Source organism: Streptomyces sp. NPDC041940, assembly GCF_055589465.1.
The window spans coordinates 147,513-159,618 of the sequence record NZ_JBVJBP010000004.1 but is presented as its reverse complement, the minus strand read 5'-3'; the positions used below and the strand labels follow the sequence as shown (position 1 = coordinate 159,618).

At 70.4% G+C, this 12,106-nt stretch carries 12 protein-coding genes; 5 read left to right on the top strand and 7 right to left on the bottom strand.

Translation table 11 applies throughout. The annotated features are described in order from the left end of the window. Window position 1: 1 nt before the first annotated feature. Together ACZ6I3_RS10030 and ACZ6I3_RS10025 are read right to left on the bottom strand one after the other, a co-directional pair. On the bottom strand, window positions 2-829 hold the full coding sequence (locus tag ACZ6I3_RS10030; RefSeq protein ID WP_469413369.1) for a class I SAM-dependent methyltransferase: 828 nt from the start codon (window positions 827-829) through the stop codon (window positions 2-4). Window positions 830-1,100: 271 nt separating this feature from the next. Continuing rightward, entirely contained in the window at window positions 1,101-1,394 is a 294-nt protein-coding gene (locus ACZ6I3_RS10025) for a DUF2530 domain-containing protein (protein WP_469413368.1), read from the bottom strand. Between the two features lie 117 nt (window positions 1,395-1,511). Here ACZ6I3_RS10025 and ACZ6I3_RS10020 point away from each other — a divergent pair, with 117 nt between their 5' ends. After that, complete coding sequence (locus tag ACZ6I3_RS10020; protein WP_469413366.1) at window positions 1,512-2,963, top strand: NCS2 family permease; 1,452 nt, start codon at window positions 1,512-1,514, stop codon at window positions 2,961-2,963. A 13-nt stretch (window positions 2,964-2,976) separates the two neighbouring features. On the opposite strand, the gene ACZ6I3_RS10015 is transcribed toward ACZ6I3_RS10020, so the two are convergent. After that, entirely contained in the window at window positions 2,977-3,159 is a 183-nt protein-coding gene (locus tag ACZ6I3_RS10015) for a ribbon-helix-helix protein, CopG family (RefSeq protein WP_193479758.1), read from the bottom strand. A gap of 155 nt (window positions 3,160-3,314) precedes the next feature. Between ACZ6I3_RS10015 and ACZ6I3_RS10010 the strand changes: the two genes are divergently transcribed. After that, window positions 3,315-3,752: a MarR family winged helix-turn-helix transcriptional regulator gene (locus ACZ6I3_RS10010; protein WP_184597761.1), complete on the top strand. Its 438-nt coding sequence runs from the start codon at window positions 3,315-3,317 to the stop codon at window positions 3,750-3,752. Between the two features lie 27 nt (window positions 3,753-3,779). Then, complete coding sequence (locus ACZ6I3_RS10005) at window positions 3,780-5,159, top strand: MFS transporter (protein WP_469413364.1); 1,380 nt, start codon at window positions 3,780-3,782, stop codon at window positions 5,157-5,159. 6 nt (window positions 5,160-5,165) lie between these two features. On the opposite strand, the gene ACZ6I3_RS10000 is transcribed toward ACZ6I3_RS10005, so the two are convergent. Continuing rightward, a complete protein-coding gene (locus tag ACZ6I3_RS10000) occupies window positions 5,166-5,753 on the bottom strand; it encodes a Uma2 family endonuclease (RefSeq protein ID WP_469413362.1) in 588 nt (195 codons plus the stop codon). 96 nt (window positions 5,754-5,849) lie between these two features. After that, window positions 5,850-6,371, bottom strand: a complete 522-nt coding sequence (locus ACZ6I3_RS09995; RefSeq protein WP_469413361.1) for a GNAT family N-acetyltransferase — start codon at window positions 6,369-6,371, stop codon at window positions 5,850-5,852. 25 nt (window positions 6,372-6,396) lie between these two features. Between ACZ6I3_RS09995 and thpR the strand changes: the two genes are divergently transcribed. Then, window positions 6,397-6,969 carry an RNA 2',3'-cyclic phosphodiesterase gene (gene thpR, locus ACZ6I3_RS09990; protein ID WP_469413360.1) on the top strand — a complete coding sequence of 191 codons (573 nt, stop codon included), beginning with the start codon at window positions 6,397-6,399 and terminating at the stop codon, window positions 6,967-6,969. A gap of 186 nt (window positions 6,970-7,155) precedes the next feature. Here thpR and ACZ6I3_RS09985 read toward each other — a convergent pair whose 3' ends face one another. After that, a complete protein-coding gene (locus ACZ6I3_RS09985; RefSeq protein WP_469413358.1) occupies window positions 7,156-8,148 on the bottom strand; it encodes an aldo/keto reductase in 993 nt (330 codons plus the stop codon). 176 nt (window positions 8,149-8,324) lie between these two features. Between ACZ6I3_RS09985 and ACZ6I3_RS09980 the strand changes: the two genes are divergently transcribed. Then, window positions 8,325-10,886 (top strand): DUF6185 family protein, encoded by a 2,562-nt coding sequence (locus tag ACZ6I3_RS09980; RefSeq protein WP_469413357.1) that lies wholly within the window; start codon window positions 8,325-8,327, stop codon window positions 10,884-10,886. A gap of 12 nt (window positions 10,887-10,898) precedes the next feature. Here ACZ6I3_RS09980 and ACZ6I3_RS09975 read toward each other — a convergent pair whose 3' ends face one another. After that, window positions 10,899-11,573: a GDSL-type esterase/lipase family protein gene (locus ACZ6I3_RS09975; RefSeq protein ID WP_469413355.1), complete on the bottom strand. Its 675-nt coding sequence runs from the start codon at window positions 11,571-11,573 to the stop codon at window positions 10,899-10,901. Window positions 11,574-12,106: the final 533 nt, after the last annotated feature.

Below are 12,106 nucleotides of genomic sequence, written 5' to 3'. Positions count from 1 at the left end.
GTCAGCCCGCCCGGCGGGCGGTGAGCAGCAGGTACTCCCACTCCCGGGCCGCGCCGTCGCGGCCGAGTTCCACCAGGTCGCGGTCCAGGGCGGCGACGCGGTCGGGGTGGTCGGCGATGTTCTTGTAGACGGCGATCGTCGGGCCGTAGCGCTCCTTGAAGTAGTCCCGGAACGCCTCGGGCGTCGCGAAGCGGTCGACCCTGGCGGTGCCGCGCTCGGCGCGGACGTCGGTGACCCGGTCGCCGTCGCCGAGGAGTGCGCGCACGTGCTTCTCGTCTCCCCACAGCGGGGGCGGCTGGGCGCCGGGTGGGGGTGGGGGTGCGTACGGCTTCATCACGGCGAACATCCGGCCGATGAAGCCCTGGGGGGTCCAGCTCAGCAGGCCGACTCTGCCGCCCGGCCGGCAGACCCGGATCAGTTCGTCGGCGGCCTGCTGGTGGTGCGGGGCGAACATGACGCCGACGCAGGACAGGACCGTGTCGAACGTCGCGTCGCCGTAGGGCAGGGCCTCGGCGTCGGCCTCCTGCCAGGTGAGGTGGGCGCCCTGCTGCTCGGCGGCCAGCCGGCCCGCCCCGAACAGTTCCGGGGTCAGGTCGGAGGCGATGACGTCCGCGCCGGCCAGGGCGGCCGGGATCGCGGCGTTGCCGCTGCCGGCGCCCACGTCCAGCACGCGTTGGCCCGGGCGCACCCCGCAGGCCTCGACCAGGACCGCTCCCAGGCCGGGGATGACCTCGGCGGCCAGGGACGGGTAGTCGCCCTGGGCCCACATCGCCCGGTGCTTGGCCTTCAGAGCCCGGTCCGCCTCGACCGCGCTGTTCTGGATCGTCATGACTGCGCTCCTCACCGGTTCCGGGCGTTCGCCGCCTCCTCTTGAGCGTAGGGAGGGGGCGGGGCTGTGTCTCGCCGGAGCGGGCGGGTGCGCGTTGCGCCTGGCGCCGGGTGGTGGGTCGGGGCCGCGTCGGGGGGTGTCCGTCCTCGGAACGTCGCGATGGGGTGTCACGCCGACTGGCTGTTCGTTGACGCGACAACCGCTGCGGGCGGACACCCCCCGACACGTCCCCTTCTCGCCGTGCGCGGGTGCGGGCGGGTCGTGGTCCCTCTTACTGGGCCGAGGGGGTCGAGCGGGTCGGGGGAGTATCCGTCGGGTCCTGGGCGGCGGCTCGCTTGATCGCGGCATCGCGCTTGCGGACGTACCAGATGCCGATCAGGCCGAGCCCGGCCCCGGCCAGGCACGTCCACACCCACCAGGTGTGGCCGTGGTCGTCGAACCAGCCATAGAAGGGGAGCTGGATCAGGAAGAGGAGGAACCACAGAATCGTGCCGCCGATGATGGTGGCGACCACGGGGCCCTCCAGGGGCTCCGGCGCCTCGTGCCTGGGGGTCCACTTCGCCATGGGGACAGCTTACGAGGCGATCAGGTCTACGCGCGGAGATGGTCGTTCGGGGGTTTATATGTTCATACTGAAACGGTTTGTGTCTGACCACTTCTCTTCGTAGGAAACACCAAACACATGTCGTCCTCGGCTCCCGCCCAGGCCCCCTCCCCTGAACAGCCGGGAGCCGGGCCCACGTACGGCGCACTCGACCGCTTCTTCCGGATCTCCGAGCGGGGCAGCACCCTGTCCCGCGAGGTCCGGGGCGGTCTCGCCACCTTCTTCGCGATGGCCTACATCATCGTGCTGAACCCGATCATCCTCGGCAGCGCGAAGGACATGTACGGCCACCAGCTGGACAACGGTCAGCTGGTCACCGCGACCGCCCTCACCGCCGCCCTCACCACGCTCCTCATGGGCGTCATCGGCAATGTGCCGATCGCGCTCGCCGCCGGGCTCGGTGTGAACTCCGTCGTCGCGCTGCAGCTCGCCCCGCGCATGTCCTGGCCGGACGCGATGGGCATGGTGGTCCTCGCCGGGTTCGTCGTGATGTTGCTGGTCGCGACCGGGCTGCGCGAGCGGGTCATGAACGCCGTGCCGTTCGGGCTGCGCAAGGCCATCTCGATCGGTATCGGCCTGTTCATCATGCTGATCGGCCTCGTCGACGCCGGTTTTGTTTCGCGTATTCCGGATGCCGCGCAGACGACCGTGCCGCTGCAGCTGGGTGGCGACGGTCATCTCAACGGGTGGCCGGTGCTGGTCTTCGTGCTGGGCGTGCTGCTGACGCTCGCGCTGATCGTGCGCAAGGTGTCCGGGGCCATCCTGATCTCGATCGTCGCCATGACGGTGGTCGCGGTCGTGATCGAGGCCGTGGTCGACGTGCCGAGCTGGGGGCTCACGACTCCGAAGTGGCCCGGGAATCCCGTTGCCAGTCCTGACTTCGGGCTGGTCGGGCAGGTCAGTCTGTTCGGCGGGTTCGAGAAGGTCGGCATGCTGACCGGCGTGCTCTTCGTCTTCACCGTGCTGCTGTCGTGCTTCTTCGACGCGATGGGCACGATCATGGGCGTCTCCGACGAGGCGAAGCTGACGGACGCGCAGGGGCAGATGCCCGGCATCAACAAGGTGCTGCTCGTGGACGGCTTCGCCGTCGCCGCCGGTGGTGCGAGTTCGTCGTCGGCCACGACCGCCTTCGTCGAGTCGACGGCGGGTGTGGGTGAGGGTGCCCGCACCGGTCTCGCCAACGTCGTCACCGGCGGGCTCTTCGCCCTTGCCCTCTTTCTGACGCCGGTCGCCACGATGGTGCCGTCCCAGGCGGCGACCCCGGCCCTGGTCGCGGTCGGCTTCCTGATCCTGGCCGGCTCGGTCAAGGAGATCGACTGGGCGGACTACACGATCGCCGTCCCGGCCTTCGTGACGATGCTGATGATGCCGTTCACGTACTCGATCACCAACGGCATCGGCATGGGCTTCATCACCTTCGTCGTGCTGCGCCTGGCGGCCGGCCGGGGCCGGGAAGTTCCGACGGCGATGTACGCGGTGGCGGCGGTGTTCACGTTCTACTACCTGATGCCCGCGCTGGGGCTGACCTGATCGGACGGGGTCCTCAGGTGACCCCGTAGAACCTCTCCGTCTCCTCGACGGCGGACTGGAACCGTTCGTCGAAGTCATCTCGAATGAGCGTCCGGACGACATAGTCTTGGACGCTCATTCCCCTTTTCGCGGCATGGTGCCGGAGCCGGTCGAGCAGGTCGTGGTCTATTCGCAGGCTGAGCACGCTGGTCCCCATGGGCATGAGGGTCGCGGCATCCTTCGGTGCGGTGGGTCGCGTTCCGCCGTCGCGTCACCCATATGAGTGATGTCACGGGTAAGTGGCCAGGGTCACGGGGGCTTCTGCGTGTCCCTGGTGTTCTTTAGCGAGAGTAATGAGTTACGCTAAAGAACATGCCGGACCTCAGCCATGGCGACGACGTAGCCGCCGTGAACTCCCTCCGATCCGCCGTGATGCGGCTGTCCCGTCGGCTCAAGCACCAGCGTGTCGACGAGTCGCTCAGCCCCACCGAGATGTCGGTGCTCGGCACCCTGTCCCTCTGCGGCAGGGCCACGCCGGGCGAGCTCGCCCGCAAGGAACACGTCCAGCCGCCGTCGATGACCCGCATCGTGGCGCTGCTGGAGGCGAAGGGGCTGGTCCGTCTGGAGCCGCACCCCGAGGACCGGCGCCAGAAGGTCGTGACGCGCACCGAGCAGGCCGAAGCGATGCTCGAGGAGAGCCGCCGCAAACGGAACGCGTTCCTGGCCACGCTGGTCGAGGACCTCGACGAGGACGAGTGGGCGAAACTCCGCGCCGCCGCCCCCGTGCTGGAGAAGCTCGCGCACCTGTAAGTCGTCACAGCAAGGAGGCGAACCCTTTTGAGTACGGGTCCCGGAGCAGCTTCCGTCCCCGCACCTGATCCCCACGACTCCCCGCCCACCTCCGACACGCCTCCCCGCGACCCGCTCCCGCGCAAGTCCTCGATGTTCTCCTCCCTGAAGGTCAGGAACTACCGCCTGTTCTTCCTGGGGCAGGTCGTCTCCAACACCGGCACCTGGATGCAGCGCATCGCCCAGGACTGGCTGGTCCTCAGCCTCACCGGCTCCTCCGCTGCCGTAGGCATAACGACCGCGCTGCAGTTCCTGCCGATGCTGCTCTTCGGCCTCTACGGCGGTGTCCTCGTCGACCGGCTGCGCAAGCGGCCCACCCTGCTCGTCACCCAGTCGTCGATGGGCCTCACCGCCATCGCCCTCGCCGTCCTCACCCTCACCGGCCATGTCCAGGTGTGGCACGTGTACGTCGCCGCCTTCGCGGTCGGTCTGGCCACGGTCGTCGACAACCCGGCCCGGCAGTCCTTCGTCTCCGAACTGGTCGGCCCCGGGCAGTTGCAGAACGCGGTCAGCCTCAACTCCGCCAACTTCCAGTCGGCTCGGCTGGTCGGTCCCGCCGTGGCGGGGTTGCTGATCACCGGCGTCGGCACCGGCTGGGCCTTCCTCTTCAACGGCCTGTCCTTCGTCGCGCCGCTCGCCGGTCTGCTGCTGATGCGCGCCCGCGAGCTGCATGTCGTGGAGCGCGCCCCGCGCGGCAAGGGGCAGCTGCGGGAGGGCGTGCGCTATGTCACCGGCCGGCCCGAGCTGATCTGGCCGATCGTCCTGGTCGGCTTCGTCGGCACCTTCGCCTTCAACTTCCCCGTCTACCTCTCGGCCTTCGCCGACGACGTGTTCCACGCGGGCGCGGGCGCCTACAGCATGTTCAACACGCTGATGGCGGTGGGTTCGGTTGCGGGCGCGCTGCTCGCGGCGCGGCGCGGTACCGCCCGGCTGCGGCTGCTGATCGCCGCCGCCATGGTCTTCGGCGCGCTGGAGATCGTGGCGGCGACGACCCCGACGCTGTGGATGTTCGCCCTGCTCATGGTCCCGCTGGGCCTGTTCGGCATGACGGTCAACGTCACGACGAACACCAGCATCCAGATGTCCACCGATCCGGCCATGCGCGGCCGTGTCATGGCCCTCTACATGATGGTCTTCCTCGGCGGGTCCCCGGTCGGCGCCCCGATCGTCGGCTGGATCACCGATACGTACGGCGCCCGGGTCGGCCTGGCCGCCGGAGGTGCGGTGGCGGCGGTCGCCGCGGCGGTCATCGGCGTGATCCTGGCCCGGGTGGGCAACCTGCGTCTGTCGGTGGGCTGGCACCACGGCCACCCACGGGTGCGGTTCGTCCCCCGGGAGCGGCAGGAGGCGCTGGCTCCGGCGGCGTAGGCGGGATCAGTCCCGGGGGAACTCGCCGGTCTTCAGGACGAGCCCGACCACGGTTCCCGTCAGGTCGATCTCGTCCTCGAAGTCCAGGCTCAGCTCGCCTCGGTACTCGCCGTCCTTGGGCTTGGTGTGCAGATGCCAGCGGCCGGTGTACGGGTCCACGATCAGGTACACCGGCACGCCTGCGGCGGCGTAGGCGTCCTTCTTGGGCCCGTAGTCGTTCGCCGCGGTCTTCCTGGAGATCACCTCGGCCACGAACTCGACGTCCTCGTAGCGCCACAGGTTCTTGGCGTTCTTTGACGCCCCCTCCGCCATCAAGGTGATGTCGGAGGCGAAGCCGTTGAGGTGGCCCGGGTAGTCGACGCGGACGTCGGACTTCAGGCGCTTGCGCGGATACTTGGTGCGCAGCTGGTCGTAGATGTCCGCGATGATCTCCCAGTGGGTGTCCCGCTGAGGAGCCATGAAGATGTTCCCCCCGACGATCTCGACCTTGTAGCCCTCGGGGACCGGCATCGTCTCCACCCACTCGAACATTGTGTCGAGGGTGAGTTCACCGCTGCTGTCGGCCATCTCGATCCTGTCTGCAAGGACGGTCATCGTGGCGCTCCTCCCCGGCCGCACCCGCGAATAGAGTCGGCCGCGCGGTACAACGATACGCACGGTGACCGGGACACGCCCGGGTCCGGAGGCCGCCTACACCCTCCGGGCCAGCAGCTGGCCGGGCCAGTCGTTCTCGCCGACCGTGAAGGCCTCGGTGCGGGTGAAGCCGTTGGTCTCGTAGTAGCGGACGAGCTTGCCGTCGTCGCCGGCGTAGCAGTCCACGCGGAGGAGGCCCACCCCGGCCCGGCGGGTCTCCTCGGCCGCGTGTGTGAGGAGCGCGCTGCCGAGGCCGTGGCCCTTGAAGCGGCGGTCGGAGGCCAGCCAGTGGATGTAGCGCTCGGGTTCGCCGGGCGGTGAGAGGTGGGCCAGGTAGGCGCCGGGAGAGTCGGTCAGGGTGAGGGTGGCGGCCGGGACACCGTCCGCTTCGGCCAGGAACACGCTGCCCTCGCCCATGTACCGCCCGACCGACTCCACCGTCTTCGGGCTCTGGGACAGGGGCTGCGTCCCCCACTGCCCCGTGCGGCCCTGCGCGACCAGCCACTCCACGCAGCCGTCGAGCATCCCGAGTATCGCGGGAATGTCGTCGGGACCGCCTTCTCTGATGGTGATCTCCATGGCCTCATGGTGCCAGGCTGTCCCCATGAGAGTCTTCGCCGCCGTACTGCCTCCCGACGAGGCGGCCCGTGAACTCGGCACCGTCGTGGACGCGTTGCGGAAGCTGCCCGGGGCGGACGGGATGCGCTGGACCGGCCGGGCCGGCTGGCACTTCACGCTCGCCTTCTACGGGGAGGTCGACGACGGCCTCGTGCCGGAGCTGTCGGCCCGGCTGGAGCGGGTCGCTCGCCGTACCGGCGCCTTTGAGCTGGCCGTGCGGGGCGGCGGTCAGTTCGGGCACGGCCGGGCGCTGTGGGCCGGGGCCGAGGGGGACCTGGCGACCCTGCGGCTGCTGGCCGACCGGGCCGAGGCGGCGGCGCGGAAGGCGGGGGTGCCGATGGGGGAGCACCGGCGGTACAAGGCCCATCTGACGATCGCGAGGAGCCGGGAGGCGCGGGACGTGCGGGCGTATCTGGACACCCTGGCCGGGTTCACGGGCCGGACCTGGACGGTGGGCGAGCTGGCGCTGGTGCGGAGCAATCTGCCGACGTCGGGGGTTCCGGGTGAGCAGCCCCGGTATGAGGCGGTCGGTCGGTGGGCGCTCGGGGGTGCCGGTTAGGCTCGGTGCCGTGGACCCGAAAACCCGTAACCGGATCATGGCCGGTGTGCTCGTGCTGATGTTTCTCGTTGTCGTCCTGGCTTCCGCGCTGGGGAGGTAGGGCGCGCCGGGGGGAACTGCGGTCGCCTTCCGGCTGCCGGCCGGTGGGGGCCTGTCGCGCAGTTCCCCGCGCCCCTTCCAGGGGCGCTACCAGGCGAAGGCCTCCGGGCTCGGGCCCGGGCCCGGGAAGATCTCGTCGAGGCCGGTCAGGAGCTCCTCGGACAGGTCCAGGTCGGCCGCCCGCAGGGCGGACTCCAGCTGTCCCGCCGTGCGCGGGCCGACGATCGGGCCGGTCACGCCCGGGCGGGTGAGGAGCCAGGCCAGGGCCGCCTCGCCGGGTTCGATGCCGTGCTTGTCGAGCAGGTCCTCGTAGGACTGGATCCGCGCGCGGGTCGCCGGATCGGCGAGGGCGTCGGCGGCCCGGCCGGAGGCACGGCGTCCGCCCTCGACCTCCTTCTTGAGCACGCCGCCCAGCAGACCGCCGTGCAGCGGCGACCAGGGGATGACGCCGAGGCCGTAGTCCCGCGCGGCCGGGACGACCTCCATCTCGGCCCGCCGCTCGGCGAGGTTGTACAGGCACTGCTCGCTGACCAGCCCGATGGTCCCGCCGCGCCGGGCGGCGATCTCGTTGGCCTGGGCGATCTTGTAGCCGGGGAAGTTCGACGATCCGACGTAGAGGATCTTGCCCTGCTGGACCAGGACGTCGATCGCCTGCCAGATCTCGTCGAAGGGGGTGTCCCGGTCGACGTGGTGGAACTGGTAGACGTCGATGTGGTCGGTCTGCAGCCGCTTGAGGCTGGCGTCCACGGCCCGCCGGATGTTGACGGCGGAGAGCTTGTCGTGGTTGGGCCAGGCCGGGCCGTCGGCGCCCATGTTGCCGTACACCTTGGTGGCGAGGACGACCTTGTCGCGCCGCCCCTCGCCCTGGGCGAACCAGTTGCCGATGATCTCCTCGGTGCGGCCCTTGTTCTCGCCCCAGCCGTAGACATTGGCGGTGTCGAAGAAGTTGATGCCCGCGTCCAGCGCCGCGTCCATGATGGCGTGGCTGTCGGCCTCGTCGGTCTGCGGGCCGAAGTTCATGGTGCCGAGGACGAGCCGGCTGACCTTGAGTCCCGTGCGTCCGAGCTGCGTGTACTTCATGGGTGCACGCTAGCGACGTGGAGTGCGCTCCAGGCAAGGGAGTCGATGGCGGGTCGACCCGTGTGGAGGAAGTCCTATTTATGGATGGTGAGTTGATACACGGCGCTGTGGGCAGGATGTCCGAAGTCGTGAGATGACGAGTCGGTCGGGGGGCGGGCTTGCTGAGAAGTCGGGCGTTGGCGACGGTCCTGGCGGCGGCGGTGGGGGTCCTGCTCCTTTCCGGATCCGCTCGCGCGGGGGAGGGGACCGGGGACCCGTGCGCGACCGCCGGGCTCGCGAAAGCGCGGGTCAGCACCGGTGTGGAACTACGGCATGACGACCGTACGTACACCAAGATCGAGACGGAATTGACCGTCGACCTGCCGGCCGACTGGAAGCACGCCGAGGCCCTGCTGCTCAGCCGGGAGAGCAGGGCGTACGTCAAGGCGATGGCCTGCCTCACTCGAGATCCCGGCAAGCAGCAACCCCGCTGGGGGGAATGGCGGCCCCACCCGCCGGTCGTCACGACGAAGGGCGGCCGCGTCAAGGTCGTCTACGAGGCCGTCTCCTGGGTCAACCAGTACCGCGCGCACATCCATGCGGGGATCTGGCGGGTACGGGCCGGAGCCGAGGCCTGGACCGTGACCCTCGAGCCGCCGCCCGCGCTGGCGGGCTCGGTCTGGAACAGGATCACGGTGAACCCCGGCCCGCCCGGCGTGGAGTCCGCGACGCCGCTGCCGACGGCCAAGGACAAGGACTCCGGGCTGGTGTGGCGCCCTACGGGGAAGAAACCGCGGGCGGCCCCCGCCGTGACCGTGTCCATCAGGCCGTCCTGGCAGCGCGCATGGGCCGCACAGTCCGACCGTCTGAGCGCCGCGGGGCTCGACGTACTCGGTGGGCTGCTGTGGATGGTGACGATCTCCGGCCTTCTGCTCGGGGCCGTCGCCCTCTACCGCCGGCCCGGTCCCCCGCGTCCCCCACGTGTGCCTCCGCTCGCACGTCAGGACCGTGTGCTGCGCAATCTCGAGTGGTGGGCCGTCACCGTCGTCGTACTCCACCTGCTCATCCGTGTGGACGACCTGCTCCGTCGTTACGACATGAGGCGCACGGAGTGGTGGCTGGACGAGGCCCTCCTGCGCGGCCATGTCTTCGCCCTGGCCGCCGTCGCCCTGCTGTTCTGCTTCGCGAAACCGCCCTGGCGGATCTGGCTGGCCGGGCTTGTGCTGATGGTCCCGCCGCTGGCCTCGATGACCCTGACGGAGTTCTTCGGTCTGTGCGCGTCATGCGAGGGGGACTGGCTGCCGTCGGATCTCGCCCTCGCCGCGCAGGCCACGGCCGCCTGCTGTCTCATGGCCGCCACGGTGCTCGGCTTCGTCGCGGTGGCCTGGCGGCTCGCGGTCGACGCGGAGCTGCTCCCGAAGAGCCGCAGCACCGTTCCCCCCGGGCAGCGACCGCGGGACCGGGAGCTGCGACTGCGTATCGCCGGGCCCGCCGTCGCTGCCTGGACCGTGGTGGTCGCCCTCTCTTGCGCGCTCACGGAGGAACGCAACTGGCAGCGCGCCACCTGGCTCTACGACCGCTGGGACGCCGGGTACGGGAACCTTCACAAGGAGGACTTCATCTGGGAAGCGGTCTGGTCCGCGTCCCATGGCCAGGAGTGGTTCCTCTCCTACGCCTGGCTCCTGACCGCCGTGGCCGTGCTCGGCGTGCTGCGCACCTGGCGTGCCCCGACGACTTCGCCGCTCGACGACCCTGCGGACCGGCTGCTGCTTCTCACGTTCTTCCCCCTCGCCGTCTCCATCGGCAGTGGCCGCCTCGGCAGCGCACTTCCCGAGGTCCTCTGGATCCCGCTGTACATGCTGGCCCTGTACGCGGCGGTGGCCTTCCGTCGGCGCAACGCGGTCCTGGAGCAGTGCTTCGAGGTCTCCGGGCGGCCGCTCGCCGAGAGCGCGGACTCCGGAGCCCGTACGGTTCTGCTGAACAAGTCCCGCGTCTACCGGGAGACCCATGCCGAGTTGCGTCGCCTCGACCAGGGGATGACCGGTGACAAGCCGCCCGAACGGGCGAAGCTGGAAAAGACGCTGGACAAACTCCACGACTGGCCGACGAGCAGACGCCTGGCGCGCACCGACCGGCTTCCCGCACAGGTCTCCGTGGTCGACGCCGCGCTCGCGCTGGGGCCGCGGGACAACTGGTGGGACAACGGGGTCCGGGGCGCGCGCTTCGCCCTGATGCCCGGTCTGCCCGCCGCAGTCCTCGGCGCCTGGTCCGACTCCGTCCGGGGCGAGGCCTGGCAGGACACGCTGATGGACCTGTTCGGTCTGCCCGGAACGGTGCTGCGCGTCCTGTGGTGGGTGTCCACCTGGGTGGGAGCGGGCTTCCTCCTCGGGGCGCTGTGGCGTGTCCTGCCCGGGCGGCGCGGGGCGGTCAAGGCGCTCCCGGTCGCCGTCGCCTTCGCGCTTCCGGTGGCACTGGACGCGCTGAGCGGCTGGTTCGTACAGGAGGGCACCGCCAATCTCGCGCTGTACGCGACGACGATGCTCCTCGTCCTCACCGTCACCGGTATCGCGCTCGACCTCGACACGTTCCGCACGGAACGCCGCTACTGGCAGAGCCGCCTGGGGCTCCTCCTGTCGGTCTACCAGATGCGCTACTACTCCCTGCAGGTCGCCTATCTCATCGGTCAGGTCATCGCCGTGATCACGATCTGGAAGTTCTTCGCCGAGCCCTCGGCGACACCACCGGCCAGTGACAAGTGACGCACGCCGACCTCACTCCTCGTAGGGCTCGCCCAGGTCCCACGCCTGGTACATCGCCTCCGCGAAGGCCGCCGCGATCTTGTGCTCGCCGCTCGTGCCCGGGTGCGTGCCGTCGTAGGTGTCGGTGTCGATGTCGTACGACGGCGGGGTCGAGGCCAGGAGGACGAGGGAGCCGGGCTCGTCGAGGTCCGCGGCCGTCTTCGCCAGCAGTTCGTTGAAGCGGGCGACCTCGGTGGCGAACGCCGGGTCCGTCTGGGCCCGGACGTTCGGGGTCACCGGCAGCCACACCATCCGCACCCGCCGGTTCGCCGCCCGTGCCTCGGCCGTGAAGGCCCGGACGTTCTCGGCGGTCTGCTCCGCGTTCGTGTAGAAGCCCAGGTCGATGAGGCCCAGGGAGACCAGCAGGATGTCCGCGCGCGTCGAGCGCACCGCCTCGCCGATCAGCGGGGCCATGTGCTGCCAGCCCTCGCCCCAGCCGGCCAGATGGGCACGCGGGAAGTCCGGTTCGGCGTAGGCGTACGACGTCGGGGCCTCGTCGAGCTTGTCGTAGAGCGTCTCGCGCGGGCCGACGAGGGTGAAGGGGCCGCCGTAGGAACGGCACAGGTGCTGCCAGATCCGGTAGCGCCACGTGTGTTCGCCCGTGCTTCCGATCGTCATGGAGTCACCTACGGGCATGAACCTGAGCATCCGCTCATCATGGAGGATCACGAGAGGGTCGGGCTGCGGGATGGGGTGTGAGTCGGGCCACGCGGCGGGTGACCGGCGGGGGGGGGGGGGGGGGGGGGGGGGGGGGGGGGGGGGGGGTGGGGAGGGCAAACCCCCCCCCACCCCCCCCGTCCCCTCCCCCCCCCCCTCCTCCCCCCCCCCCCCCCCCCCCCCCCCCCGCCCCCCGTCTCGCCTCCGGCTGGTCTCCGTCTCGCCTCCGTCCGCGGTCCGCCCTCGGCGCCCGGGCCGGATGCGGGGTGCGTGTCCTCGACGAGCCGTCAGCCGGACGCGCGGGAGCTGCCTGTCGGATGGGAGCTGTCTGTCGGGCGGGAGGTGGCTGCCGGAGGGGGGTCGGCCGTGGGATGGGAGCTGTCTGTCGGGCGGGAGGTGGCTGCCGGAGGGGGGTCGGCCGTGGGATGGGAGCTGCCCGTCGGATGGGAGTCGGCTGCCGGATGGGAGCCGCCCTTAGGATCCGAGCCGCCCGTCGGCGCGAGTCGGCCGCCGACGTCAGCCGA